The 26,845-nt window shown below is 67.4% G+C and carries 24 protein-coding genes; 10 read left to right on the top strand and 14 right to left on the bottom strand.

Annotated features, from left to right (window positions below; all coding sequences use genetic code 11):
* Nucleotides 1–27: 27 nt before the first annotated feature.
* The 4 genes from JQ639_RS29945 to JQ639_RS29930 all read right to left on the bottom strand — a co-directional run bounded on the left by JQ639_RS29945 (nt 28) and on the right by JQ639_RS29930 (nt 4,189).
* Nucleotides 28–1,338, bottom strand: a complete 1,311-nt coding sequence (locus JQ639_RS29945) for an MFS transporter (RefSeq protein ID WP_211963227.1) — start codon at nt 1,336–1,338, stop codon at nt 28–30.
* Nucleotides 1,339–1,491: 153 nt separating this feature from the next.
* Nucleotides 1,492–2,202 carry a ribonuclease activity regulator RraA gene (locus JQ639_RS29940; RefSeq protein WP_211963225.1) on the bottom strand — a complete coding sequence of 237 codons (711 nt, stop codon included), beginning with the start codon at nt 2,200–2,202 and terminating at the stop codon, nt 1,492–1,494.
* A 36-nt stretch (nt 2,203–2,238) separates the two neighbouring features.
* Nucleotides 2,239–3,045, bottom strand: coding sequence for an SDR family oxidoreductase (locus JQ639_RS29935; protein ID WP_211963223.1), 807 nt, complete (start codon nt 3,043–3,045; stop codon nt 2,239–2,241).
* Nucleotides 3,046–3,067: 22 nt separating this feature from the next.
* Entirely contained in the window at nt 3,068–4,189 is a 1,122-nt protein-coding gene (locus tag JQ639_RS29930) for a mandelate racemase/muconate lactonizing enzyme family protein (RefSeq protein WP_211963221.1), read from the bottom strand.
* A gap of 30 nt (nt 4,190–4,219) precedes the next feature.
* Here JQ639_RS29930 and JQ639_RS29925 point away from each other — a divergent pair, with 30 nt between their 5' ends.
* Nucleotides 4,220–5,413, top strand: a complete 1,194-nt coding sequence (locus tag JQ639_RS29925) for a LacI family DNA-binding transcriptional regulator (RefSeq protein ID WP_349644656.1) — start codon at nt 4,220–4,222, stop codon at nt 5,411–5,413.
* A 12-nt stretch (nt 5,414–5,425) separates the two neighbouring features.
* Here JQ639_RS29925 and JQ639_RS29920 read toward each other — a convergent pair whose 3' ends face one another.
* Nucleotides 5,426–8,350: a CHAT domain-containing protein gene (locus tag JQ639_RS29920; RefSeq protein WP_211963216.1), complete on the bottom strand. Its 2,925-nt coding sequence runs from the start codon at nt 8,348–8,350 to the stop codon at nt 5,426–5,428.
* 106 nt (nt 8,351–8,456) lie between these two features.
* On the opposite strand from JQ639_RS29920, the gene JQ639_RS29915 reads away from it, so the two are divergent.
* Nucleotides 8,457–9,635 carry a S1C family serine protease gene (locus tag JQ639_RS29915; protein ID WP_211963214.1) on the top strand — a complete coding sequence of 393 codons (1,179 nt, stop codon included), beginning with the start codon at nt 8,457–8,459 and terminating at the stop codon, nt 9,633–9,635.
* Between the two features lie 47 nt (nt 9,636–9,682).
* On the opposite strand, the gene JQ639_RS29910 is transcribed toward JQ639_RS29915, so the two are convergent.
* Entirely contained in the window at nt 9,683–9,883 is a 201-nt protein-coding gene (locus JQ639_RS29910) for a hypothetical protein (protein ID WP_211963211.1), read from the bottom strand.
* A gap of 9 nt (nt 9,884–9,892) precedes the next feature.
* Nucleotides 9,893–10,132 carry a hypothetical protein gene (locus JQ639_RS29905; protein ID WP_211963209.1) on the bottom strand — a complete coding sequence of 80 codons (240 nt, stop codon included), beginning with the start codon at nt 10,130–10,132 and terminating at the stop codon, nt 9,893–9,895.
* A gap of 494 nt (nt 10,133–10,626) precedes the next feature.
* Between JQ639_RS29905 and JQ639_RS29900 the strand changes: the two genes are divergently transcribed.
* Together JQ639_RS29900 and JQ639_RS29895 are read left to right on the top strand one after the other, a co-directional pair.
* On the top strand, nt 10,627–11,877 hold the full coding sequence (locus tag JQ639_RS29900; protein ID WP_211963207.1) for an MFS transporter: 1,251 nt from the start codon (nt 10,627–10,629) through the stop codon (nt 11,875–11,877).
* Complete coding sequence (locus JQ639_RS29895) at nt 11,874–12,536, top strand: TetR/AcrR family transcriptional regulator (protein ID WP_211963205.1); 663 nt, start codon at nt 11,874–11,876, stop codon at nt 12,534–12,536. Before JQ639_RS29900 ends, JQ639_RS29895 begins: the two co-directional genes overlap by 4 nt.
* Nucleotides 12,537–12,543: 7 nt before the next feature.
* Here JQ639_RS29895 and JQ639_RS29890 read toward each other — a convergent pair whose 3' ends face one another.
* Entirely contained in the window at nt 12,544–13,167 is a 624-nt protein-coding gene (locus tag JQ639_RS29890; RefSeq protein ID WP_371745021.1) for a LysE family translocator, read from the bottom strand.
* Between the two features lie 195 nt (nt 13,168–13,362).
* Between JQ639_RS29890 and JQ639_RS29885 the strand changes: the two genes are divergently transcribed.
* From JQ639_RS29885 to JQ639_RS29875, 3 genes are all read left to right on the top strand, one after another.
* Nucleotides 13,363–14,151 (top strand): DUF169 domain-containing protein, encoded by a 789-nt coding sequence (locus tag JQ639_RS29885; protein ID WP_211963200.1) that lies wholly within the window; start codon nt 13,363–13,365, stop codon nt 14,149–14,151.
* Between the two features lie 144 nt (nt 14,152–14,295).
* Nucleotides 14,296–14,487, top strand: coding sequence for a hypothetical protein (locus JQ639_RS29880; protein ID WP_211963198.1), 192 nt, complete (start codon nt 14,296–14,298; stop codon nt 14,485–14,487).
* A 266-nt stretch (nt 14,488–14,753) separates the two neighbouring features.
* On the top strand, nt 14,754–15,890 hold the full coding sequence (locus JQ639_RS29875) for a GAF domain-containing sensor histidine kinase (RefSeq protein ID WP_211963197.1): 1,137 nt from the start codon (nt 14,754–14,756) through the stop codon (nt 15,888–15,890).
* On the opposite strand, the gene JQ639_RS29870 is transcribed toward JQ639_RS29875, so the two are convergent.
* A complete protein-coding gene (locus JQ639_RS29870; RefSeq protein WP_211963191.1) occupies nt 15,865–16,677 on the bottom strand; it encodes an SDR family NAD(P)-dependent oxidoreductase in 813 nt (270 codons plus the stop codon). The two genes, JQ639_RS29875 and JQ639_RS29870, sit on opposite strands and share 26 nt — an antisense overlap.
* Before the next feature lie 118 nt (nt 16,678–16,795).
* Here JQ639_RS29870 and JQ639_RS29865 point away from each other — a divergent pair, with 118 nt between their 5' ends.
* From JQ639_RS29865 to JQ639_RS29855, 3 genes are all read left to right on the top strand, one after another.
* Nucleotides 16,796–17,776 (top strand): GntR family transcriptional regulator, encoded by a 981-nt coding sequence (locus JQ639_RS29865; protein ID WP_211963190.1) that lies wholly within the window; start codon nt 16,796–16,798, stop codon nt 17,774–17,776.
* Nucleotides 17,777–17,839: 63 nt separating this feature from the next.
* Complete coding sequence (locus tag JQ639_RS29860) at nt 17,840–19,741, top strand: TRAP transporter large permease (protein ID WP_211963188.1); 1,902 nt, start codon at nt 17,840–17,842, stop codon at nt 19,739–19,741.
* Nucleotides 19,742–19,909: 168 nt separating this feature from the next.
* The gene (locus tag JQ639_RS29855) at nt 19,910–20,920 is read left to right on the top strand and encodes a TRAP transporter substrate-binding protein (RefSeq protein ID WP_211963186.1); all 1,011 of its coding nucleotides are present in this window, start codon (nt 19,910–19,912) and stop codon (nt 20,918–20,920) included.
* A gap of 124 nt (nt 20,921–21,044) precedes the next feature.
* On the opposite strand, the gene JQ639_RS29850 is transcribed toward JQ639_RS29855, so the two are convergent.
* The 5 genes from JQ639_RS29850 to JQ639_RS29830 all read right to left on the bottom strand — a co-directional run bounded on the left by JQ639_RS29850 (nt 21,045) and on the right by JQ639_RS29830 (nt 26,770).
* Entirely contained in the window at nt 21,045–21,407 is a 363-nt protein-coding gene (locus tag JQ639_RS29850) for a PRC-barrel domain-containing protein (protein WP_211963184.1), read from the bottom strand.
* A 91-nt stretch (nt 21,408–21,498) separates the two neighbouring features.
* The gene (trpS, locus tag JQ639_RS29845) at nt 21,499–22,542 is read right to left on the bottom strand and encodes a tryptophan--tRNA ligase (protein ID WP_249122853.1); all 1,044 of its coding nucleotides are present in this window, start codon (nt 22,540–22,542) and stop codon (nt 21,499–21,501) included.
* A 246-nt stretch (nt 22,543–22,788) separates the two neighbouring features.
* Nucleotides 22,789–24,042, bottom strand: a complete 1,254-nt coding sequence (locus tag JQ639_RS29840; RefSeq protein ID WP_211963182.1) for an MFS transporter — start codon at nt 24,040–24,042, stop codon at nt 22,789–22,791.
* Between the two features lie 342 nt (nt 24,043–24,384).
* Nucleotides 24,385–25,710, bottom strand: a complete 1,326-nt coding sequence (locus JQ639_RS29835) for an ABC transporter substrate-binding protein (RefSeq protein WP_211963180.1) — start codon at nt 25,708–25,710, stop codon at nt 24,385–24,387.
* Between the two features lie 286 nt (nt 25,711–25,996).
* Entirely contained in the window at nt 25,997–26,770 is a 774-nt protein-coding gene (locus JQ639_RS29830) for an outer membrane protein (RefSeq protein ID WP_211963178.1), read from the bottom strand.
* Between the last annotated feature and the right edge of the window lie 75 nt (nt 26,771–26,845).

Here is a 26,845-nt window from a genome sequence, read left to right as displayed (position 1 = left end):
GGCGGACCGCCCCTGATGATCGCCGAGCTAGACCGTCCGGCCAAGGGTTTCGCCGACTGGCTCACGCGAACGTGGCGGCGGCCGCACGATCAGCAGCGCCGCGCCAGCGGCGAGCAGCGCGATGGCCGCGAGCGCATAGAGCCCGGCCTCGAAACTGCCGGTCGCGTCCTTGACCCAGCCGACGATCGAGGGCCCGGCGAAGCCACCGAGATTGCCGATCGAGTTGATCAGTGCGATGCCGCCCGCCGCGGCGCTGCCGGTGAGGAAGGTCGACGGCAGCGGCCAGAACGGCGCCTTGGTGCCGTAGATGCCGATCGCGGCGACCGCCATCGCCGCAATCGCCGCCGTCGAGCTGCCGAGATAGGCCGCCCCCGCCAACCCTGCCGCCGACACCACCAGCGCAAGGCACAGGCTGATACGGCGTTCGTTGGTGCGGTCGGAGACGTAGCCCCACACGAGGATGCCGATCGTGCCCATGATGTAGGGGATCGAGGTCAGCAAGCCCGTCTGCACGTTCGACAGGCCCATGCCCTTGATGATCTGCGGCAGGAAGAAGGCCAGCCCGAGATTGGCGGTGGTGTTGGCGAAATAGATCAGCGCAAGGCCCAGCACCCGCGGATCAAGGAAGATCTTCCACAACGTCAGGCCATGCGCGGCCTGTGCGGCGCGGCTCTCGCGGTCGAGCGTGCCCTGCAGCCATGCCTTCTGCTCGGCCGACAGCCAGCGCGCATCTCGCGGCCGGTCCGGCAGCAGCGCCAGCACGATTAGCCCGACGATCACCGTCGGCAATCCTTCCAGCAGGAACAGCCACTGCCAGCCATGTAGCCCGGCGATGCCATGCAATTCCATGATCGCGGTCGACAGCGGCGCGCCAATGCCGAGCGAAGCGGGAATGGCGACGGAGAACACCGCGATGATGCGGCCGCGATAGGCGGCGGGGAACCAGTAGGTGAGATAGAGGATGATGCCGGGGAAGAAGCCGGCCTCCGCCGCCCCGAGCAGGAAGCGCATCGCCAGAAAGCTCTTGGGGCCGGTGACGAACACCATGGCGGCGGACACCAGGCCCCAGGTGATCATGATGCGCGAGATCCAGCGCCGCGCGCCGACCTTCTCGAGAATGAGGTTGCTCGGCACCTCGAAGAAGAAGTAGCCCCAGAAGAACAGCCCGGCGCCGACGCCATAGACATAGGCCGACAGGCCAAGGTCACGGTTCATGGTCAGCGCCGCGAAGCCGATGTTGATGCGGTCGATGTAGGCGAGGAAGTAGCACAGCAGCAGCAGCGGCATCAGCCGCAGGAATGCGGTGCGGATGGTCGTGCGCTCGACCTCGTCCGTCATGGTCGTCCCTCCCGTCGTGGCGGATCGGATGTCCGCCGGTTGTTGTGATGACGTCTGGTGTTGAACGGCGGCTCAGCCGGCCACCTTGGCGGATGGCGCGCGGGCGCGCCGTCCGCAGGGTTGGAGCCGCCGAAACCGGCGGCGTCGTGCGCATCAGCGCGTCGTCTTCAGGCTCGCCTCGAAGCGGGCTTTCGCTTCCGCGTTCGGCGGATAGAGGCCCGGCAGCACCGCGCCGGCATTGACCTCGTCCATGATCCATTGCTCCAGCCGCTCCTGCGCCGGCGCTTCCGCCGCCACGACATCGACGAGGCTTTTCGGCACCACCACCGCGCCGTCCTGGTCGGCGACGATCAGGTCATCAGGGAACACCGCGACACCGCCGCAGCCGATCGGCTCCTGCCAGCCGACGAAGGTCAGCCCCGCGACCGACGGGGGCGCGGCGACGCCGCGGCCATACACAGGCAGCTGCGTGCCGAGCACCCCGGCGACATCGCGCATCACGCCATCGGTCACGAGCGCGGTGACGCCGCGCTTGCGCATCCGCGCGCAGAGAATGTCGCCGAAGATGCCGGCGTCGGTGACGCCCATGGCATCGACCACCGCAATGCAGCCCGCCGGCATGTCCTCGATGGCGGCGCGGGTCGAGCGCGGCGAACTCCAGGATTCCGGCGTCGCCAGATCCTCGCGCGCCGGCACGAAACGCAGCGTGAAGGCGCGGCCGACATACCGCTGCGTGTCGTCGGCGCGCAGGCGCTGCGGCCCGCGCATCCAGACATTGCGCAGTCCCTTCTTGAGCAGCACCGTGGTGAGGGTCGCGGTAGACAGAGTCTTGAACAGCTCGAACAGTTTGTGATCGTCGGACACGATTGGCTCTCTGGGATGGAGGGAAGCGACGGTGGATCAGATGTTGGCGAGCAGGCCGCCGTCGACGCGGATCACCGCGCCGGTGATGTAGGACGCGCGCGTGCTCGCGAGGTAGGCGACCGTGTCGGCGTATTCCTCCGGACGGCCGTAGCGCTTGAGCGGAATGGACGCGGTGCTCTCGTCGACAACCGCGTCGACCGTGCGGCTCTGGCGGCGTGCCTTCTCCTGATCCAGGAAACGGACGCGACCGGTGGCGATGCGGCCGGGCACGACGATGTTGGCGGTGACGCCGTCGGCGGCGACTTCGGCCGCCAGCGTCTTCGACCAGCCGAGCAGCGTCGCCCGCAGCGCGTTGGAGAACGCAAGGTTCGGGATCGGCGCGACGACGCCGGACGACGTGCTGGTGATGATGCGGCCAAAGCCACGGCTGCGCATGCCCGGCAGCACGCGATCGGTCAGCGCCAGCAGCGGCAGCACCATCGCCTCGAAGGCGCGCTGCCATGCTGCCGAGTCCTGGCCGCTGGCCTGCCCCGGCGGCGGACCGCCGCTGTTGTTGACGAGAATGTCGACGCCGCCGAGCTGATGTTCGACACGCTCGACCTGACGGTCGAGCCCGGCGAGATCGGCAAGGTCGAATGGCAGCGCCATCGCCCGCATCGCCGGATCGCCGACGCTGCGCGGCAGCAACGCGATCTCGTCGGCGGTGTCGCGCAGCGCTGCGGCATTGATATCTGCGAGCGCGACGCGGGCACCCTCGCGGGCGAGCGCCACCGCGATCGCGCGGCCGAGCCCGCCGCCGGCGCCGAGCACCAGCGCCACCTTGCCGTTCAGTCCGAGGTCCATGGCAGCCTCCCCGATCCAGCCGTCAGGACCAGGCGTCGGCGTCGCAACGCGCGATCGCCGCCTCGTCGAAGCGGTAGCCCAGCCCCTCGCCCTGCGGCAGCTTGAGGCCGTTGCCGGAGATCTCGAGCTGGCGATCGATCAGGCGGCGGAAGTTGAGGACCTGGTCGTCGGCGAAGAACTCGACGTACCGCGCGTTCGGCGACGACGCCACGAGATGGACGTGAACGTCATGGAACCAGTGCGGGCACATGGTGGCGCCATAGCCATCAGCGAGCGCCGCGATCTTGCGGAATTCGCTGATGCCGCCGCACACCAGCGCGTCGGTCTGCAGGATCAGCGCCGCCTTCTTCTCCAGCAGTTCCTTGAAGCGCCAGCGCCCGGCCTCGATCTCGCCGGTCGCGACCGGCACGCGGATGCGCCCGGCGAGGTCGGCATGGGTGTCGATCTGGTCCGGGCTGAACGGCTCCTCGATCCAGTAGGGATCGTAATCCTGGTAGCGCTCCATGTAGCGCAGCGCCGTCGGCACATCCGACCAGGCATTGTTGGCATCCAGCATCAGCAGCACGTCCGGGCCGATCGCCTTGCGCGCGGCGGCGATGCGCGCCTCCTCCTCTTTCGGCGACAGGCGGCCGACCTTCATCTTCACCGCGTCGAAGCCGAGCGCGACATAGCCGGCGAGTTCCTCGCCGAGCTTTTCCGGCGTCTTCCCTGCGAGGTAGTAGCCGCCGCTGGCATAGGCCGGCACGGTGCCGCGCGCGGAGGCGCCGAGATACTTGTAGAGCGGCAGGCGCGCGGCGCGGGCGTTGCAGTCCCACAGCGCGGTGTCGACGATGCTGATGGCGCGCATCACGGCGCCGGTGCGGCCGTGCAGCAGCGCCTCCTGGTACATTTCCTGCCACAGGATCTCGGTGTCGTGGCTGTCCTGGCCGAGCAGCAGCGGCCGCAGCAGCTGTCGCACGGCGTCGCTGACGAGGGCCGCGGCGGCATGGCCGCCATAGCAATGGCCGATGCCCTCGACCCCGTCGGTGGTGCGGATGCGCACCAGGGCGTACTCGCGCTGGGTGACCTGCCGCCGCGCGAAGGCGGTGGCGCGCTCCAGCGGCACGCGGACGGTTCGGGCCTCGACGGATGCAATCCTCGACATGGGGCGATTTCCTCTGTTGATCGCGTGTTGATGGCGCAAAATGTAAGCGCTTACATAACTCCTCCCTATTGCTGTCCCCGAAGACTGTCAATAGATGAAATGAACGAATTTTTACGGGAGCTTCGGGTGGAGACGGCCAAACCCACGAAAAGAAAGCGCTTTCCGAATGCGTCCACAGCCGGCGTCAGCCTCGCGGACGTGGCGGCGCATGCCGGGGTCTCCACCGCCACCGTGTCGCGGGTGCTGAACGGCACCGCGACCGTCGCCGCCGAGGCGATGGAGCGGGTGCAGCGCGCCTGCCGCGAGCTCAACTACGTGCCGAACGGCGCGGCGCGGGCGCTGTCGTCGCGGCGCACCCGCACCATCGGCGCGGTGGTGCCGTCGATCGAGAACGCAGGCTTTGCGGTGGCGATCGGCGCGCTGCAGCGCTGGCTCGATGCCGAAGGCTATACGCTGATCGTCGCGAGCTCGGACTACGATCCCGCCGCCGAGCTGCGCGAGGCATCGCTGCTGATGTCGCGCGGCATCGACGGCCTTCTGCTGGTCGGCGGCGAGCATCACCCCGATCTCATCCCGATGCTGGCGCAGCAGGACGTGCCGTTCATCGAGACCTGGACGCTGAGCGATCATCACCCCTGCGTCGGCTTCGACAATGTCGCGGCGGGACGCCAGCTCGCCGACTACCTGCTCGATCTCGGCCATGTCGACATCGGCGTCATCGCCGGACGCATGCGCCACAACGACCGTGCCTCCGGCCGCGTCGCCGGCGTGCGCCAGGCGCTGGAAGCGCGGGGCCTGCGGCTGCCGACGGAGTGGATGATCGAGCGGCCCTACCGCATTCTCGAAGGGCGCCTGGCGATGAAGGCGCTGCTCGCCGCCCCCACCCGGCCGACCGCGGTGATCTGCGGCAACGACCAGCTCGCGTTCGGCGCCATCATCGAGGCGCGCGCCAGCGGCCTCAGTGTGCCCGCGGATATCTCCATCACCGGCTTCAACGACCTCGACTTCGCCGCCTTCCTCGATCCGCCGTTGACCACCCTGTCGGTGCCGGCCGACCGCATCGGCATCATCTCCGGCGAATATCTTTTAGGCCGCGTGCTCGACCGCCCGGTGCTGCGGGTCAACGAGATCGAAACCCGCCTTGTCGTGCGCGCCAGCGCCGCGCCGCCGCGCAAAGGCAATGACAACGGCAACAACAAGGGCAAAGGCAGCCGCCGGAGTTGACCGCCTCCGCGCCTAGCGCACACCGGCCGGCCGGGAAGCCGGCATCAGCGCATCGCCATAGCCCATCACCACGAACGTTGCCCAGAACCGCGGATGCTGGTGGGCGCGATCGGCATGGTCGAGATAGCTCCGCGTCGCCTGCGCCAGCGCCCGCGACGCGCTCTTGACCGGCTGGCGCTGCCACGCCTGGAAGAAGCCTGTCATCAGGTCGCGCGCCGTTCCCGTCTCCACCGGCCACAGCGCCGCGACCATGGTCGGCGTGCCGGCGACCGCGAACGCCGCCTGCAGGTCCGTCACCCCGAGGCTGGCATTGCTGGTGTCGATCTTGGCGGTGTTGCAGGCCGACAGCACCACGAGGCGCGCGTTCAGCGACAGGCGCGAGATGTCTGAGGCAGACAGCAGGCCGTCATTGGCGATGTCCTTCGCATCCACCGGGCTCAGCACCAGCGCCGGCTCCGACAGGCCGTCGACTTCGCCCTTGAGAAGGCCATGGGTGGCGAAATGGATGATGTCGTAGGCGCCCGGATCCTTGCCGACGAACGCCTTCTCGGTCGCGTCGCGTCCGGTCAGCACGTCCGTCGGGGCGGCGCCGAACAGCTCGCGAGCGACATTCAGCTCCTCCGCCGTTTCCGGCAGCGCCGGCAGATCCTGCAGCCGTCCCGGCGAACCGCTGGCGCGCAGGGTGAGGCGTGCGTCCGCCCCGGCCAGCGCGACCTTCGCCGCCGGCGCGAGATCGGGATCGCCGACGCCGAGATAGGGCCGCGGCGCCGGCTGGTGTCCGGCAAGCCGCTTGAGGCCAAGGAAATGGCGCGCGGAGATCACGACAGAGAAACTGTAGGACTTGCCGAGCCATTTGGCGGCCGTGAGATCATAGCCGCCCTCGGCGCGCGCCGGAGGCTCTTCCATCAGCAGGGCTGCGAGGGGGATGCCGGACATCTCAGGGCCCATCACGACATTAACGTGCGCCCCGCGCTTCATGCATCGCTCCAGCCCGGCAAACAGGTTACGCTGAAGTCGCACAGCCGCGGCCGCCGGAAATTGCGCGTCCTGCGTCTCGTCCGGAGCATCGTCCGCGGTCAGAGCAAGCTGCAGTAGCTTGATGTCGGTCGCGAGCTGTCGACCATCGACCTGGCCCGCAACATCGACGCTTCCCGTCTTGGATATGCAAAGGCGCATATACCCATTGAGAGAGGGAGCGTAGGAGACGAACACCTCGTTGTCCCCCAACTCCGCCTGAATCTGCTTCACAGAGGGGTAGCCGAGGACCTGGTCGTGGTTCGGCTGCGCTTTGAAATCATCGCGCAGCTTCCGAATGCCTGCTGCACGCTGACGGTATTCGGCCGTGATGGCGGCAAGGTCACGCGGACGCCCATTCAACAGCGCCTCGATCTGCCGCAACTCCCAATCCCGCTTCTGTTGACGTTGCACATGATATGCGCGTGCCGACAAGCGCCCCTGCTCCGTCGGTTGCGAGCCCAACAGGACCGCGAGATCGCTGAGCGTATGGCGCGGCGAGCGCAACAGCATTTCGCCCCCGCGCAGGATCAGGTCGCCCCGATTCTGTGCTGCGTTGACATCGAGTGTCGAGAGAGCAGCACCGACGATGAAGACATCCATCGGCGATGGCATTTGAAACCCTTCGGTCCTCGCCGTCAGGCTGGACTCGAAGTTATCGATGCGCTCCCGCGCGGCCTGCTGATACAGAGATGCGGCTTCGGCAAGGGAGCGGCCCATGACCATCATGCCATGGGCAAATGTCAGATAGGAAGCAAAGTCCCTCTGTTCAGACGCGCCCAGTTTCCAATGCTGAGGAAGCTCTCGGAAGAACGGCGCCCAAACCTGCTCGCCGCCCTTCTTTTTCAAGACCTCGGTCAGGGCGTCCTCGAGCGCGAAGTAGAATTCCTGGACGGTGACGATCCTGCCGCGCCGCAGGATATCCGCCTTTTGCGCCAGCAGCGGGTGAGCCGCATGAATCTCAAAGGCGTGATTGCCGCTGCTGTGGAACAGAGCGATCATGAACTGAAGATTGCTTTCGATAGCGACACGGTTCTCCCTCATGTCGTTGTCGATATCCAGGCGCGCATTCAACCTGCGCGCATCAGCCAGAAGGGGGGCGGCCGCATTCCGATTTCCCAATGCGATCAGCCGCGCGACCAGGTCGATATAGCTGGCCCAATCCACGCCCGATGGATTGAGATGCTTCGCCAGGTAAGGCTCGGCAACACGCGCGAGCGCCATCGCGCCGGCAATGTCCTGCTGATTCATCGAGCTGGCGATCATCTCGACGAGGACACGGCTGACATCGTAACCGTTGGCCACATTCGCATGCAGCAAGGCAAGGATCGCTCCATATGCCGTCGCGTCGACGGCATTCTGATCCCCCAATCTCCAATAGTAGGTGCCGACCGCAAGATCTGTCAGCGCGGTCGCGACCGGATGGGTGCGAGCATCGAACGCGGACAGGGGATGGATCTTGAGGATCTGCTCGATGGTACTGCCATCGTTTCGCCAGACGTCCATCGCCAGGTGCGAAGCGAGGAAATCCGGGATCAACGGCTTCAGGTTCGCGTCCGCCGTGATGTATCCCATCGCTTCGTTGAATGCCCTGAACACACAATCAGTGTCGTAGGTCGCGAGGCAGATCTGCACGAGCTCGCGCAGCAGGTACGCCTTCGCCGCCTTGTCCGGTGTATCGTCGACCAGTTGCCGCCATTCCTTCGCCGCTCGACGCACCTCACCCTGATGAAATCGCTGCGCGATGGGTGCCGCACGCATCTGGATCGCGGCGGTAACCGGAGAGGGGTTATTGGCAGGCGGCTGTGCACCCTGCGCCCGGGCCTTGCCCGGCATCGCGGTACCGATCACAATAAAGCCGAAGATGAAGCCCGCGATGATGGGAAAGAGGCGTCGCGACTTCAAAGGGGGAAGACTGACCATGGCATTTGCTGCATTGCGACGAATTGATTGCACAACATCTCAAACAAAATCGACCGACCCCAATACCGCTCAGCGAACCGTACGCCTCGGTGCCAGTGCCGCAGCATTGGCGCTCGCGCTGGTGGTCGGCCTGCCCGCGCCGGGACACGCCGACGACTATATCGACAAAACCATGCCCGCGCCTACCGGTAGCCCGGCCTCGCTCAACCAGAACGTCACGCTCGACGTCCCCGACCGCGGTGGCCTCAGCGCGGGCACATTGAAGCGGGCGCTGTCGGAGCCGACCGGCGATCGCACGGGGCTGAAGCTGCGCGGCAAGCACGACGCCGAACTCTACCGCACGGTCTCGCCGCAGGTCGCCCTGATCATCACCGACAACGCCATCGGGTCCGGCAGCTTCATCGGCAACAACCAGGTGCTGACCAACTTCCATGTCATCAAGGGCGCCCAGCGCGTCGGCATCATTTTCAAGCCCAAGGTCGAGGGCGAGCAGCCCGGCAAGAACGACCTGCGGATGGCCACTGTGGTCAAGGGCGATCCGGTCATGGATCTGGCGCTGCTGCAGTTCTCGGACGGGCCGTCGGACCTGCGCCCGATCGCGTTCGCAAGCGAGAGCGATATCCAGGTCGGCGCCGACGTCCATGCCATCGGCCACCCCATCGGCCAGATCTGGACCTATACCAAGGGCATCATCAGCCAGTACCGCAGGGACTACGAGTGGCAGACCGAGAAGAACGGCGTCGCTCACAAGGCCAATGTCATCCAGACGCAGACCCCGATCAGCCCGGGCAATTCCGGCGGCCCGCTGCTGACCGACGACGGCAAGCTGCTCGGCGTCAATTCATTCCAGAATACCAAGGGCGAGAATCTCAACTACGCCGTGTCGATCATCGACGTGCAGCGCTTCCTCGCCGAGAGCGGCACACCCGCGCCCGCACTGGCAAAGGCGACGCGGCCGGCCAACTGCCAGATCGTCAAGATGTACGAGGGCCGCGAACGCAAGAACACCGCGCGTCTCGAACAGTACGACACCGATTGCGACGGCAAGGCCGACTTCTCGATCATCGTCCCCGACGACCAGAACCTGCCCGTGCTGGCGCTGATCGACACCAATCATGACGACAAGCCGGACATCCGCGTGGAGTCGCGCAAGCGTGACGGCCGCTGGGACATCTCGTTCCATGACGTCGACTACGACGGCAAGACCGATCTCGTCGGCTATCACGGCGACGGCAAGATCACGCCGACACGTTATGTGACCTATCGCGCCGAGGTCAAATATTGATCGCCACGTGATCGCCGAAGTCCGGCGCCGCCTTGCGCCGGACGCCTCTACCCCCATAGCACCCAAGCGAGCGGCGCGACGACAGCCACCAGTGCCGTCGCGGCAAGCACGAGCCTGCCGAACCGCTGCATCAGCGGCAGCTCTGCCGGATCGCGATCCGGCAGGCGGTCGATCCATGCGCGGAAGCGCGACAGTGACCAGCCGATCAAGCGGCCGAGAATCGCGAGCGACAGTTCGAGCACCTCCACGGCCCGCCCCTATCGCCAGAACAGCGCATAGATGATGAGCGCGACCATCCCGTTGCCGCCGAGCCGCAGCAGGCGGTCTTCGAGCGCGATGCCAGGCATCACGGCGCCGCCGAGCCACAGCACCGACCGCCAGCACCAGTCGAAGACCTTCGCCACGGCGTCGACGAACACCGGGCCAACCCCTTCGATGAGCCCCTCGAGCAGTCCCCCCAGGATCTGGGCAATCAACTCCATCAGAAGGTCTTCCATCACCACCCCCACCGAGCGGAGATCACATGCGCTCTCTCTCGACCTAGGTGGCGACCATGGCTTGCCAAGGCCCCGCGACATCCATGCCGCAACGTGATGCACAGGCGACACCGGCACATCGTGCGACCGTGACTGACGCACGGTCAGTCGTCAGCCGCATCCCGCGGGCATGCGAATTGCAGAACGCCTCGCCTCATTGCGCAGCACGATGGCGGCGCAGCATGGCCATGCACGGGCCCGAACAGCCCAATCATGCAGCGACGCAAGCTGCTCTTGAGTCACCCGAGCCGCACCACCAGGGCAGCCTCTCCCACGTCCGACCTCGGTCTCTCCCGGCCCGCCATCACCAATGCGTGAGGCCCGTCACCTTCGCATGGTGAAAGCCGGCGTCCGGTTGACAACTGACCGACGGTCAGTCAGAGACAGCGACAACGGGTCGCAGCTGTCGGCCATGGCCGGCCTACGCAACCGCGCAACTGGAGTGCCTCGCCGTCATGCCGTCCGACCCCTCCCCGGCGCCGTCCGAAGCCGCGACCATCCATTCCGGCGCGCTGCTGCGCCATCCGCCGTTCCTGTCGTTCTTCGCCACCCGCACGCTGTCGCGCTTCGCCGGCCAGATCACCTCTGTCGCGGTCGGATGGCAGCTCTATGAGATCACCGGCAGCGCCTTCTATCTCGGCCTCGCGGGCCTGACCCAGTTCCTGCCCACCGCGCTGCTGGTGTTCGTCGCCGGCCAGGCCGCCGACCGCTACGAGCGGCGCCGCGTCATGCAGATCTGCCAGAGCGCCGAGGGCCTGACCGCGGTGGTACTGGCGGTGGCGAGCTTCGGCGGCTGGCTGTCGGTGCCGATGATCTTCTGCGCCCTCGCCGTGTTCGGCACCGCAAGCGCGTTCGAAAGCCCGGTCGCCGCAGCGCTGCTGCCGGCGACCGCGCCCCCCGGCCGCATCCAGGAGGCCACCGCGGTGTGGACCGCCGGCAGCCAGTTCGCGACCATCACCGGCCCGGCGCTCGGCGGCCTCTCCTATGCCGTGTCGCCGGCGGCGCCCTATGCGCTGATGGCCGGGTTCTGGCTGGCGGCGGCGCTGCTCACCGGCTCCATCCGTGTCACTGGCCCGATCGTGGACCGCAGCCAGCAGCCGACGCCCGGCGCCCTGTTCGAGGGCGTGCGCTTCGTTCGCAGCAACCCGACCATCCTCGGCACCATCTCGCTCGACCTGTTCGCCGTGCTGCTCGGCGGCGCCGCCGCGCTGCTGCCGATCTATGCCCGCGACATCCTCCACACCGGGCCATGGGGCCTTGGCGTGCTGCGCGCCGCGCCCGCCGTCGGCGCGCTGGCGATGACGCTGGTGCTGGCGCGCACCCCGCTCACGCGCCGCGTCGGCATGCGCATGTTCCAGGCGGTGATCGCGTTCGGCGCCGCCACCGTCGTGTTCGCACTGTCGCAGTGGCTGTGGCTGTCCCTCGCCGCGCTGGTCGCCATGGGCGCGGCCGACACCGTCAGCGTCGTGATCCGCTTCTCGCTGGTGCAGCTCGCGACCCCCGACGCCATGCGCGGCCGCGTCGGCGCGGTCAACTTCCTGTTCATCAACGCCTCCAACCAGCTCGGCGACTTCGAGAGCGGCATGGTCGCAGGCCTTCTCGGCGCGGTGCCGGCAGCGGTCATTGGCGGCCTCGGCACCATTGCCATCGCCTTGATCTGGATGAAGCTGTTTCCCTCGCTGCGTCATGTGGAGAAGCTGCAATGAGCGCACAGGCGCAACCGCGCCGCACGCCGGCACGCAAGCCCGCCTCCAGAGGCGGCGCCAAGGCCGCGCCGCGCACCCGCCCGGCGGAAGAACGCCTCGATCAGCTGATGACCGCGGCGCAGGAGCTGTTCCTCGCCCATGGCGTCGCCACCACCAGCGTCGAGCACATCACCGCCCGCGCCGGCGTCGCCAAGGGCACCTTCTATCTCTACTTCGCTTCCAAGGACGAGGTGCTGCTTGCCCTCGGCGAGCGCTTTGCCCACGACCATCTCGCCGCCATCAACCGCACGCTCGGCAAGCTAAACCCCGACGACTGGGAAGGCCGCCTTGCCGCCTGGGCCAAGAGCAGCGTCGCGAGCTATCTCGACACGGTGCGGCTGCACGACATGCTGTTTCACGAAGCGCGGCAGCCGAGCCGCCGCGGCCTGGTCGACAACATCGTGATCGACCATCTCGGCGGCCTGCTCGCCGCGGGCGCCAAGGCGAACGCATGGAAGATCGACGATCCCCGCACCACGGCGGTGTTCCTGTTCAGCGGCGTCCACGCCATGGTCGACGACGCGCTGCTCACCGCCGGCCGCAAGGCCGTGCCGCGGCAGGCGCTGATGGCGCGGGCGGTGGAAGCCTGCTTCCGGATGACCGGCCTGTCGGGCGGCTGATCGAAGATTAGTTCGCCGCACGACGATACAGCGCCAGCGTGCCGGCGAGCATCAGCAGCGCGCCGCCGCAGATGCGGTCGAGCCACAGCGCGCCCGAGCGCCTGAGCACCTGCACGGCCTTGGCGCCGAGCAGCGCGTAGCCGAACATCACCACACAATCGATGGTCGTGAACACCGCCGCCAGCATCGCGTATTGCGGCGCCTGCGGCAGGTCCGGCGTGATGAACTGCGGCAGGAACGCAGTGAAGAACAGGTAGCCCTTGGGATTGGTCACCGCGACCAGAAAGCTCTTGAGAAAGATCGCGCGCGACGTGCCGGTGTCGTCGGCGGCGCCGGCCGCAGCGGCGTCGAACGCGCCCTTCGAGCGCAACAGCCCGACCCCGAGGAAGGCGAGATAACCCACCCCGATCCACTTCACGATCGCGAACAGCGTCTCGGAGGCGGCGAGCAGCGCGCCGAGCCCGAGCGCCACCGCGCAGGTCAGGACGATGTCCGACAGCATCGCGCCGGCCATGCCGGGGGCCGCGCGACGCACGCCGAAGCGCGAGCCGTTGCTGAGCGCGAGCAGCACCGTCGGCCCGGGCGTGACGATACCGATGAAGGCGACGAGCGCGAAGGCGAGCAGAGTCATGACAGTCACGGGAGATCTCCAGCGAGGGCCACGCATTGTCGTCACGCGCGCGGCATTTGCACGTGCTATTTTTCGGCAGATGGCATGCGGGCGACGAGCGTCGGCACGAACAATGGCCTGTGCTTGACCCTGTGGCGGTCGCTCCCTACCCTCGCATCAAGGCCAGCAGCATGCGGCCACGGGGAGACGACGCCAATGCCGCACCAGAGCCTCGACCAAACGACGTTCGACTATCCGGCGATGATCGCCGAGCTCAATGCGCTGCTACGGCTCAAAACCACGGTGATCGGCATGAAGCTGTTCGCCAGCGCCGACGACATGGCGGCGATCCCCAAGCTGCGCCGCCCGAACGCCGTTCATACCACCGACCAGATCGTCAGCATGGCCGCGCGCCTCGGGTGGACCGTTGGCATCACCGCCGATGATCTCGTCGGCGCGCAGTGCCGCGCGGTGATCGGCCTTGGCCCCCAGGACGACGCCTGGCTGTCCGGCGCGCCCTATGTCGGCGTCTGGCACGCCACCGCCGAGGATGCCCGCGCCCGTCAGGAGGCGCTGTGCGTCGTGCCGCATGGTCGTTATGAAGCGCTGGTGGTCAGCCCGCTCGCCAGCGGCCGGCTCGATCCGCCGGACATCTGCCTCGTCTACGCCACGCCCGGCCAGATGATCATCCTGATCAACGGCCTGCAGTATGCCGGCTACAAGAAGTTCGAATGGGGCGTGGTCGGCGAGACGGCGTGCGCGGATTCGTGGGGCCGCGCGCTCGCCACCGGCGAGCCCAGCCTGTCGCTGCCGTGCTATGCCGAGCGCCGCTACGGCGGCGTGCCGGATGAGGAGATGCTAATGGCCCTGTCGCCGGCGCATCTGCACAAGGCGATCGCCGGCATGACCGCGCTCGCCAACAACGGCCTGCGCTATCCGATCGCGCCCTATGGCATCCAGAGCGACGTGCGCGCCGGCATGGGCGTGTCCTACCGAAAGACCTGACCGCCGCCGAGGCGCAACAATCCGTTCGCGCCATGTTCCATGGCGAATCGTTCCATGGCGCATCGCCGACCGATCTCTCCGGGAACATCGGAACCAGTGCGCCGGTCGCGCGTTGACGACGATGTAACCGGAGGGACTTCTGGAATGGATCACGTTGTCGAAACCGCCGTCGCCCGCATCGTCGACACCTACGGGATGCTGTACAGCGCCACCGAGGCCGAGGAACGCCGCGACGAGGTGACCAAGTACGTCGACAAGCTGTTCTGGAGTGGCCAGGACGACGCCAACAGGCTCGTCGTCCAGGGCCTTGCCTATCTGCGTCAACGTTATCACTGAGCAGGCGGGTGCGCCTGCACGCGTTGCAGTATCGGTCATGACATGTTGCAGCGGTCCGGGCCCGTCTCGCCCGGGCCGCCAAACTTGCAGGAATGAGGGGAACTGCGTTGAACCGGCACGTTTTGGATCAGGTCCTGGACCAGAATATCCTGGACCGACAAGCCTTCGAAGGCCGGCAAGTCTTCGAACCAGCGGCGCTCGGCCAGGATAGCCGCCCACATCCGGCGGCGCAGGACTTTCAGACCGACATCGACACCATCAGTCGGATGCCCACGATTCCCGGCATCCTCGACGTCATCTGCAACACCACCGGCATGGGCTTTGCTGCCGTCGCCCGCGTCACCGATACCCGCTGGGTATGCTGCGCGGTGCGTGACCAGATCGCCTTCGGCATGCACGCCGGCGACGAACTCCGGATCGAAACCACCATCTGCCGCGAAGTGCGCCTGCGCCTCGCGCCGGTGATGATCGACGAGGTCGCGCGCGACAGCGTCTATCACGCCCATCCGGCTCCGGCGATGTACGGCTTTCAGAGCTATGTCTCGGCGCCGATCGTGCTCGCCGACGGCACCATGTTCGGCACGCTGTGCGCCATCGACCCGCGCCCGGCGCAGGTCACCACGCCGGCGGTCGCCGGCATGTTCAAGCTGTTTGCCGAGATGATCGCCTTCCACATCGATGCCCATGTCCGCGTCACGTCCACCGAGGCGCGACTGACGGACGAGCGTCGACTCTCCGAGCTGCGCGAGCAATTCGTCGCCGTGCTCGGCCACGACCTGCGCAACCCGCTGGCCTCGCTCGCCGCCGGCCTGCAGCTGCTGCGCAAGCGCCCCGACGCCAACGTGTTCGGGATGATGGAAAACTGCATCGAGCGCATGTCCGACCTGATCGACGATGTCATGGACATGGCCCGCAGCCGGCTCGGCGGCGGCCTCGTGCTGGCGCGCCGGCCGACACAGCTCGAGCCGGTGCTGGACCAGGTGCTGGCCGAACTGCGCACCGCGCATCCCGAGCGTGTCATCGCAGCCGACATCGCGCTGCCGCACCCGATCGAGGTCGATCCCGGCCGCATCGCGCAGTTGCTGTCGAACCTGCTCGGCAACGCCCTGAATTATGGCGATCCGGCCGCGCCGGTCGAGGTCGCCGCCACGGCCTCCGACACCGCACTGACCCTGTCCGTCGCCAATGGCGGCCCGCCGATCCCGCCGCATGCGCGGCCCCGCCTGTTTCTGCCATTCACCCGCGGCAGCGCCGAGGGCCAGAAGCCGGGTCTTGGCCTCGGGCTCTACATCGCCTCGGAGATCGCCCGCGCCCATGGCGGACGCATCGATGTCGCCTCGACCGCCGCGGAGACCCGCTTCACCTTCACCATGCCGCTCAGGCCGGCCGCGCGAGCGCGGTGAGCCCCGTTGGCGGGCCGTCGACGCCGGTCCAGCCTCCGTCCACGAACAGCGTGCTGCCGCTGACGTAGCTCGCCGCATCCGACGCCAGATACGCCACCGCCGTCGCGACCTCGCCGGCATCGCTCCAGCGATTGAACACCGTGTGCGCCGCATAGAGCTTGTGGATGTCCGGGCGCTGCTGGAACGGCGCGGTCAGCGCCGTCTCGACAATGCTCGGCGCCACCGCATTGACGCGTACGCCGAACGGACCGACCTCCGACGCAAATCCCTTCACCAGCAGGCCGATCGCCGCCTTGCTGGCGCCGTAGACCGCAAGCCCCGGCTCGATGGTCACGGCGCGCACCGACGAGCACGCGATCAGGCTGCCGCGCCGCTGCGCCGTCATCGCCGCGCCGAACGCCTGGAAGAAGTACACCGTGCCTTTGACATTGAGGTTCAGCACGCGGTCGAGATCGTCCTCGGTATAGTCGAGGAGGGTCTTGCGGATGTTGAGGCCGGGCGTCGTCACCGCGATGTCGACGGCGGCGAACTGCGCCAGCGCCGCATCCTTCAGCGCCATGACGCTGGCGCGATCGGCGGCATCGCACGCCGCGGACGATGCATCGCCACCGGCGGCGCGGATCGCGGCCGCGGTGGTCTCGGCGCCGTCCCGGCTGCGGTCGGCGCACAGCACCCGCGCGCCGAGCCCGGCGAGCGCCTCGGCCGATGCCTTGCCGATGCCCGACGCCGCACCCAGCACCACGGCCGTCTTGCCCGAAAGATCGAACAGCTTGCGATAGTCGGTCATGGCTTCAGCCTTTTCATGCCTGACGCGGCATTGCCGGCGACGGCGGCGCGAGGATGCGGGGGACGGCCGGCGTTTCCGGTTGGCCGGGCGCTATTATTCTTATACTAATATACTAATCATGAAACGGCCAGCTGCCTCCCCTCGCGCGGCCCGCAAGGCGGCGCTCCCCAAGGCCAAACCGGCCGCCGCACCGGCGCGGCGCGGCGGCGCGCAGCCCGTCAAGCCCGTGCCCTTGCTCGTCGACGGCAGCCATGCCGGTCCGGCGAAACCGCGCAGCCGGCGCGGCGGCCTGTCGGCGGCGATCTATGCCGACCTTCGCCAGCAACTGGTGTCGCTGCAGCGCCTGCCCGACACCGCCGTGTCCGAAAACGAGATCGCGCGGGCCTATGGCTGCAGCCGCACGCCGGTGCGGGAAGCCGTCCTCAAGCTCGCGGACGAGGGCCTGCTCGAAATCTATCCGCAATCCGGCATCTTCGTCTCGCGCATTCCCGTCGCCGAACTGCCCGAGGCCATCGTGGTGCGCCGCGCGCTCGAAGGCACCACGACGCGCCTCGCCGCGGCGCAGGCGACGCCGAGCCAGGTGCTGGCGCTCCAAGCAATCCTGCAGCGCCAGCGCGAGGCCGACGCCGCTGACGACCGCGACGCCTTCCACCGCGCCGACGAGCTGTTCCACGCCACCATCGCCGAGGTCGCCGGCTATCCCGGCATCTGGACGCTGATCCAGCAGGTCAAGGTCCATGTCGACCGCTACCGCCGTCTCACCCTGCCACAGCCCGGCCGCATGGCCCGCGCCATCGCCGAGCACGAGGTGATCATGGCCGCGATCGACGCCCGCGATCCCGACGGCGCGGTCGCCGCGATTGACGATCATCTCGACGGCCTGCTCGCCGACATCGCCGCGACGCGCGAGCTCAATCCCGACCTGTTCCAGGCCGGCCGCCGCGACCGCAGCGGCGCCGACGGGAACGGCACGGCCATCAGGGCCAGGACGACAACCAGGACGACAGCCAAGAGCACTGCAAAGAGCACTGCAAAGACGACTGCCAAAACGACGGCCAAAGCCAGCAAGCCGCGCGGGCGACCATCGACCCGCCGCTAACGGGAGGTTGCGCAATGACGGACCGGACGCGAGACCCTGACCGCTCGAACGGTTTGTCGCGCCGTGTCGCACGCTGACCGCGCCGACGATCTCGTTACTTCCCATCCGACCGATGCCACGGCGCCGCCGCGCGCACCGGCCGCGATCCGCGCCATCGACACCGCCGCCGAGGCACTGGTGGTCGCGGCGCTGCTCGGCGAACTCGCGCTGGTGCTCGCCAATGTCGTAGCCCGCGCCGGTTTCCATCATTCTTTCCTGTGGGCGGACGAACTCGCGCGTTTCGCGCTGTCGGTGCTCGCCTTCGTCGGCGGCGCGGTTGCCTACCGCCGCCACGACCATGCCAGTGTGCGCGTCGTGCTCGACCATCTGCCGCCGGCCGGCAGCCGCGTGCTGCTCGCGCTCGCCGACATCGTCGTGCTGTTCGTGTGCGGCCTCACCGGCATCGCCTCGATCGAATTCCTGGCGTCGAGCTGGAGCGAGCTGACGCCGATCCTGCAATGGCCGGCGGCGCTGATCGGCGCACCGCTGCCGCTCGGCATGGCGCTGCTGGCGCTGCATGCGCTCCTCAACCTGCGCCGCGACCACGGCGCGCTGGCGCTGTGGGTCGGCGCCGCCTTCCTCGGCGTGCTGGCGCTGGCAGCGCTGACGCGCGACGTCTGGCTGCCACTGCTTGGCGACGACGCCGCCATCATGGTGGCGCTGGCGCTGTTCTTCGCCGCCATTCTCGCCGGCGTTCCCGTCGGCTTCGTGCTGCTGCTGGCGACGGCGACCTACCTGTGGGGCACCGGCACCGCGACCATGGTGGTGCTGCCGCAGACCATGGTCAACGGCACCGGCAACTTCATCCTGCTGGCGGTGCCGTTCTTCATCCTCACCGGCCTCGTGATGGAGCGCGGCGGCATCAGCGAACGCCTGGTGCGCTTCATCCGCCTCCTCGTCGGCCACATGCAGGGCGGCCTGCTGCAGGTCACCGTCGCCAGCATGTATGCGGTGTCCGGCCTGTCCGGCTCCAAGCCCGCCGACGTCGCCGCGGTCGGCACGGTGATGCGCGACCAGCTCCGCGAGCACCATGGCGCGCCCGAGGGCGCCGCGGTGCTCGCCGCCTCGGCGGTGATGGGCGAGACCGTGCCGCCGAGCATCGCCATGCTGATCGTCGGCTCGATCACCAACGTCTCGGTCGGCGCGATGTTCGTCGGCGGCCTCGTGCCGGCGGCGGTGATGGCGCTGTGCCTGATGGTGATGATCTGGCTGCGCGCCCGCGCCTCCGGCGCGCCGCGGCTGCCGCGCGCGCCCGCCGCCGCCATCGGCCGAGCCAGCCTTGATGCGGTGCTGCCGCTGCTGATGCCGGGTACGCTGCTGATCGGCATTCTCGCGGGGATCGCGACGCCGACCGAGATCGCCGCCCTCGCCGTCGTCTACGGCGTCGCGCTGTCGGCGCTGGTCTATCGCGAGATGACGCTGCGGCGCTTCCTGCGCATCGTCGCCGACACCGCGGCGCTGACCGGCGTGCTGCTGTTCATCTTCGCCGCGGCGTCGAGCTTCTCGTGGACGCTGACGGTGGCTTACCTGCCGCAGCGGCTCGTTGCCCTGCTGCAATCGGTCGGCGGCAGCACCACGGTGTTCATGCTGGGCTCGGTGGTGCTGCTGATCGTGGTCGGCGTGTTGCTGGAGGGCCTGCCCTCGCTCAACGTGCTCGCGCCGCTGCTGCTGCCGATCGCCGGCAAGCTCGGCATCAGCGAGCTTCACTACGCGCTGGTCCTGATCATCGCCATGGGCATCGGCGGCTTCATGCCATTCGCCGGCGTCGGATTCTATGTCTGCTGCGCGGTCATGCGTTGCAACATCGAGGCGGCATCGCGCGCCATGCTGCCCTATCTCGTGGTGCTGATCGCAGGCCTGCTGATCGTCGCCTTCGTGCCCTGGTTTACGCTGTTCCTGCCGGCCTGGTTCGGCTTCCACGGCTAGAGCGCGTTTGCTTTTGATGGAATCGCAAACGCGCTCTAGTTTTTTGTTTTGACGCGTTTTCTTCACGCGAACCGGTGCCCACTTCGCTCGAAAACGCTCTAGCGGCCGCCGTTCGACAACGACACGACCGACAACGCTTAAAACACCAACGCTTCAAGGGAGAACGCCATGCCTACGCTCGATCGCCGTCATGTCCTGACCCTCGGCGCCGCCGCGGGCTTCACGCTCGCCGCCCCGGCGGTGCTCCGCGCCGCCACTGTCACCATGCGCTTTGCGCACTTCGCCGACGAGAACCATCCGGCCAACATCGCTGCCAAGCAGTTCGCCGCCAATGTCGAGAAGCGCACCGACGGCGCCATCCGCATCGCGATCTTTCCCAACAACCAGCTTGGCGGTCCGCCGGAGCAAGCCCAGCAGATCAAGCTTGGCACCATCGATATGGGCCTGCCGACACAGGGACAGCTCGACAAGTACGACAAGGCGTTCGCTGCCATCGAACTGCCGTTCATCTTCAATGGTCGCGACGACGCCTTCCCGATCCTCGACGGCCCGGCGATGGCGTGGCTGGCGCCCCTGGCGGAGAAGCAGGGGTTCGTGCTGCTGCGCAACTGGGAGTATGGCTTTCGCAACGTCACCAACAGCGTGCGGCCGATCAACGCGCCCGACGACATGAAGGGCCTCAAGATCCGCACGCCGCCGGAGCTGCAGATCCAGGCGGCGATGCAGGGCCTCGGCGCCACCGTGCAGGCGATCGCCTTCCCCGAGCTGTATCTTGCGCTGTCGCAGAAGGTGGTCGACGGCGAGGAGAACCCGGTCGCCGTGATCTTCTTCAACAAGTACAACGAAGTGCAGAAGCATCTGGCGCTCACCCAGCATGTCTACAACAACATGATCCACACCGTCGGCGCCAACAGCTGGAAGAAGCTGAGCCCGCAGCAGCAGGACATCTTCCGCGAGGAGAGCACAAGCGCCGGCGACCTCATGCGCAAGCTGATCGCCGACGCCGAGGCCGACCAGATCAGGAAACTGGAGGCCGCCGGCATGCAGGTGACGCGGCCGGACCTCGCGCCGTTCCGTGCAAAGATGGACGGCGCCTACAAGCGCATTGCCGACTATGCCGGCGCCGACAATGTCAGGACGTTCCAGGCGATGGTGGACAAGTTTCACGGCAAGGGCTGAGCCTTCAGGGGAAAGAGGCCGTTTCAGGGAAAGAGGCCGTGACCTCGCCGGTCATGACAGCCGTCACCGGGCGCGGAGCCGATCGCGCCCGGTGACAGGGGTGTAACGCGGGGGGACAGTGCCGCTACACCAGGGGGACGCCGTAATAGGCGTTGACGCTGCGCGCCCGCGCCTCGTCGTTCCAGTTCCAGTCCGCGTCCGACGCGTAGTGCGGCGCGCCTTCCAGCTTGTCGACGGGGATCATGGTGCGATAACCGCCGAGTTCAGTGTCGTATTTCAGCGACGGCCAAGGCAGCGGATAGTGATCACTGCCGATGCCGAGAAAGCCGCCGAACGACAGCACCGCGTAGGACACCTTGCCGCTGGCCTTGTCGATCATCACGCGCTCGATCGTTCCGATCTTGTCGTTGTCCGGACCATAGACCGAGGTTCCCTCGACCTTGTCGCTGCCGATCAGGGTTCCGGTTTCTCGTACTGCATTCGCCATGACGGATCCTCCTGTTGATTACTCCGTGCAGGGTCAACCACGCCGTGCGATCAACGTTCCGGCCCGCGCATCGCTGCGACCTTTCGCACGCTCACGCCAGCGCCGGCAGCCCCAGCGCGTCGCGCAGCCCGTCGAGCGTCGCCTGGGTGCGGCCGCGAGCGATCCGCGTTCCCTCGCGCACCACCTCGCGCACGAAGGACATATCGCCTGCGAGATCGGCGCGCCGCGCGCGGATCGGCGCGAGCCGCGCCTGCAGCAAATCCTCCAGCCGGCGCTTGACCGCGACATCGCCGAGCCCGCCACGGCGATAGCGCGCCTTGAGTTCGTCGACGCCGGCGCGATCGTCGTCGAAGGCGTCGAGATAGGTGAACACGACATTGCCCTCGACCTGTCCGGGATCGCTGGCGCGCAGGTGGCCGGGATCGGTGTACATGCGACGCACCGCGTCGCGGATCTCGTCCGGCGAGGCCGACAGCGCGATGGCGTTGCCCTGCGACTTGCTCATCTTCGCCTGGCCGTCGACGCCGGGCAGCCGGCCGACATCGGGGATCAGCGCGGCGGCCTCGACCAGCAACGGCCGGCCGATCTGGTGGTTGAGCCGGCGCACGATTTCGTTGGTCTGCTCGATCAACGGCGCCTGATCGGCGCCGACCGGCACCACGCTTGCCTTGAACGCGGTGATGTCGGCGGCCTGCGCCACCGGATAGCACAGGAAGCCGGCCGGGATGTCGCGGCCGAAGCCGCGCGCCTGGATCTCGTCCTTGATGGTGGGATTGCGCTCGAGCCGCGCCACGGTGACGAAGTTGAGGTAGAGCAGCGTCAGCTCGGCGAGCGCCGGCAGCCCCGACTGCAGGCAGATGGTGCTGTCAGCCGGATCGATGCCGACGGCGAGATAGTCGAGCGCGACCTCCAGCACGTTGCGGCTGACCCTGGCGGGATCGCGCGCGTTGTCGGTCAAGGCCTGGGTATCGGCAAGAAGCAGGAACTGGCGATGGCTTGCCTGCAGCCGGACGCGATTGGTCAGCGAGCCCGCGAGATGGCCGAGATGCAGCGGCCCCGTCGGACGATCGCCGGTGAGGATGACCGGCCGGGTATCGTCGGCGGTGGATGACATGGTGGACGGTGCGATGGACATGAAGGCCTCCTGTTGGGAAGCCGCCGCGCCGAACATCGCATGAGACATGATCTCGCCTGCCCGAACACGGCGGCGAGGGTCGAAAGGATCTGAGGGGATCAGGACATGACGACGTGCCGCTCCGTTAGACGGAGCGCCACCAGGTGAAGCGCGCCAGCGGCGCGCAAGCGGTGATGCGGTCGTTCATGGCCGGCGTATTGCCATGGACGGCCGGCGGCCGCAAGGGCCGCACGGCCTGTGGTGATGTCACGCCGCCTTGCTGTCCGCGGTCGCGACCACGAGCGCCGGCTCCGGCTCGGCCGCGGGATAGCGGCCGAGGGACAGGAACAGCGCCGCAGGAACAACCTGCAATGCGGCGAGGATCACCAGCGGGATCACGACGCTGTCGCAGGCTGCGGAGGCCCAGGCGAACGCCATGGGACCCGCCGTCGCCCCGAGGAAGAAGGCAAACAGGAACCAGCCGAAGATACGCGACACCGAGCGCGTGCCGAAGTAGCGGCTGGCGAGATAGGGCAACAGGTCGGTTTCACCGCCGAGCGCAAATCCGGACATGACCGCCGCGAGCAGGATGATGACCGGCGATGTCTGGGTGGCGTAGACCAGCGCGCAGCACGCCGACATCACCACCGTCATGACGCCGATGAGCGGTGCATGGACGCGATCGAGCAGATGGCCGAAGCCGATGCGCCCGAACAGCACCGAGATGCCGACCACGGCCTGGATCCTGGCGATCTCCCCATGGCTCATGCCGGCGGTCTTGGTCAGGATGTAAACGACATTCGGCGCGATGGCGTAGAACGACATGCCGATGAGGGCGAAGGCAACCGCCATCTTCCAGAAGGTGGTGGTGCGAATGATGGCGCCGACCGTGAGGCCGGGATCACCATCAGCGGCAGGCGCGGCGGCGCCGGCATGGGCCGTCGGCGCGACGCCGTCGGGATGCAGGCCATAGGGCACCGGACTGTCCTTGACCAGCCAGGCCACCAGCGGCAGGCAGACCACGATCTCGACGGCCGCAAGCGCCAGCAGCGCCGCCGGCCAGCCGTGCGTGGCGATGATCTGCTGGCCGACGATGGGAATGAGGAAGCCGCCGACGGCCTGGGCGCTGGCGGCGAAGCCGAGCGCGAGGCCGCGCTTGCGGCTGAACCACAGCGCCAGCGCGCGGGCATAGGACAGCACGTTGGTGCCTGCGCTGACGAGGCCGATCAGCGCGAAGGCGAGATAGAACTGTGTCAGCGAGCCGACCTGGCTCAGCAGCAGCAGCGCCGCTGCGAACATGAGGATGCTTGCGACCGCAAAGCGCCGCGAGCCGAAACGATCGAGCGGCCAGCCGCAGATCGGATAGGTGATGGTCTGCAGCAGCAGGAAGATGGTGGCGGCCTTCGCCACCTGTGGCTGGGTCCAGCCGAAATTCTGGGCCATCGCCGCCGCCAGCAGGGGGAAGCCCGCGGCGAAGAACGGCGCCGAACCGAACGCGATGCCGACGCCTGAGCCGGCCACAACTTTCCATCCCGGGAAAAATCCCTGCCCTGCCACGATCCGTCTCTCCCCAAAACCGTTCATTGTTGGCACCGCGCCACACGCTTCGTCAGGCCAGTCATCTTCGTCAGGCCAGTCATCGCCGAGGCGGCGCATCCCCGCTCCACCGGCGCCGGTCGCCGGCTGGTGACGAACGGACGATCCCGGATGGAGCACGCCGCGATGGCCGTTCGATGACAACCGAACGCGGCACGTCGGCGCATGATCGGGTGCGGCCCGGCATTTGGCAAGCGCCAACTGGCGCAGCGCCGTGAGGCGCCGGCCAGCCGCTTGTGCATCGTCAAGTCGCCGCGCCCGGTACGCTCAGCTGCGGTACATCCGCTTGAGCTTGCGTTCGGCGGAGGCCATCGCCGTTTTCGTATCCTCCGCGCCGGTGCAATAGTTGGCGAACATGTCGACGACGATGAAGTCGGCGATCGCGGCCGCGGCCGCCTCGTTCATGGTGCCGATGCCCGCCGGCGTCGAGGCCGACTGCGCGACGTCGCGGTAGGGCGTGGTTTTGGGATCGGCGGTCCAGATCGGGTTCTTGTCGTAGCCGAGCAGGAAGTGGGACAGATAGCCCTGCGCCGCCTCGATCCAGGGATTGAACTGCGCCGGCTCCAGCAGGAAGGCGGTGAACGCCTTGCAGGCCTGCGGGTACTTCGTGAAGTTGAAGATCAGGATCGGGAAGCCGAGATGCAGCTCGCGCCGCTTGCCGTCGAGCCCGACCGGCAGATGGGCGTGGTTGATGTCCGCCGCCATCGCCGGGTTCTCCTTCTTGGCGGTGACGTAAATGGAGATGCCGTTGGTGGTGAGATAGAGCTGTCCGGCGAGGAACGCCTTGTTGTTGGAGCTGTCGTTCCACGATGACGTACCGGGAATGAACGTCTCGTACAGCGACTTCACATACTCCAGCGCCTTCGCCGTCTCCGGCGAGTTGACGACGATCCTGTTGGCCTTGTCGACGGTGGCGCCGCCATTGGCCCACAACGCCCAGTGCAGCCAGCCATTGGCATCGCCCGAGGCGTGGCCGATCGCCATCCCGGCGGGCGTGCCGTTCATCTGCAGTGCGCGGCACAGCTCGCGAAAGCCGACGAGATCGTTCGGGATCGCCCTGAAGCCGGCCTTCTCCACGGCAGCGATGCGGTAGTTGACGAGGCCGCCGGTGGCGGCGACCGGAATGCCGATCCACTTGTCGCCCATCTTGCCATAGGCCTCGCCGGACGGCGCCCAGCCGCCGCAGGCCTTGCCGAGATAGTCGGCGACATCGGTGACGTCGGTGCACTTCTCCGGAAACAGAAACGGCAGCGAGTATAGCCCCCACACCATGTCGAGCCCCTGCCCGGTGTTGGCCGCCACCGACGCCTTGGGCTGGATGTCGTCATAGGACTCGTTGGAGATGTTGATCTTGACGCCCGTCGCCTTGCTGAAGGCGTCGACGATCTTCATGAAGGCGACGTCCTCCGCCTCGACGAAGCGTTTCCAGCGCAGCATGTTGATGGTGGCGCCGCTCTCCGGCTTCCATGGCGCGCTCTGCGCGAACGCCTTTGCAAGGCCGAACAACTGGTCCGCGGACATCGTGGCCGCGGCGGCGAGCGATGTCGCTGCGCCAGAGAGCAAACGTCGTCGATCCAAGGCGAACCCGGTCATTGCGTCTCCTCCATATGGGACCGGGTCGATGATCGCCCGGCCGTTCTTGCTTGCGATGGAGGATAGACGTTTGCCCCGGGGCTGTCGAACCACAGCGCGCCACGCCCACGCCGGTGCGCGCGTACGCCGCATGTCCCGCGACATCGACACACCGCAGCACCAGCCTGCCGCATCGCAACCACGACGTCGAGCAACGTCACGCGCGCGCGGAATGGGAACGCAGATCCACAAAAGAAAAAGCCCGGCGCGAAGGCCGGGCTTTCGAGTGGGTCGTGGGATGCGATCGTCAGTAGCGGGCGACGACCGGGCCACCGAACTTGTAGCTGAGGCGTCCGGTGACCGTGGAGATGGTCAGGTGATCCTTGAAGGACTCGGTGGTGGCGAGCGCCGCAGGCACGTCGTTGGCCGTGAACGTCTGCTTGCCGAAGTCCATGTAGTTGTACTCGACGCCGACGACCCAGTTGCCGGCGAAGGCGTATTCGAGGCCGGCGCCGACCACGAAACCGCTCTGCCAGTCGCTGTGGGTCAGGCTGTTGCCGAGGGTGTCGAAGTTGGCGGTCTTGAGCTGCGCGCCGGCGTAGCCGCCCTTGACGTAAGGCAGCCAGTTGTTCACCGCGTAACCGATGCGGCCGGTCACGGTGGTGTAGAAGTCCACCTTGGAGCGCAGGCTGTCGGTCGCCGGGAAGAAGATGCTGGCGTCGGTGCGCTTGAGGCTGGCGCCGTTGAACTGCGCCTCGAGGCCGAGCACCCAGTTCGAGACCTGCCAGTTGTAGCCGACCTGGCCGCCGTAGACCGCGCCGCTCGGCTTGATGCTCTGCGTGCCGCCGTTGGAGCCGTCGGTCCAGAAGCCGCCGCCGGGGATCAGGTCGGTGTGGCGGTCGCGGCCCCAGCCGTAGCCGGCGTCGGCGCCGATATAGAAGCCGGACCAGTCGTAGACGGACTGATACGCCGGCGGCGCCTTGGTGTAGGTGCGCGCCGCGAGATCGGCGGCGTTGGCCGAACAGATGCCGCCGGCAACAACGGCTGCGGCCAGCAGGCAGGTCTTGATGTAATGCGTCATGTGAAGGTTCCTGGGGGAAGTGCAACAGCACACTACACAGGCGCGTCGATTTGTCTGTGACTCGCTGGCAACAAA

This window comes from Bradyrhizobium sp. U87765 SZCCT0048, assembly GCF_018131225.1.
Lineage (GTDB): Bacteria > Pseudomonadota > Alphaproteobacteria > Rhizobiales > Xanthobacteraceae > Bradyrhizobium_A.
Note: the sequence above shows the minus strand (reverse complement) of the source record. Positions and strands in the feature narration are given on the sequence as shown.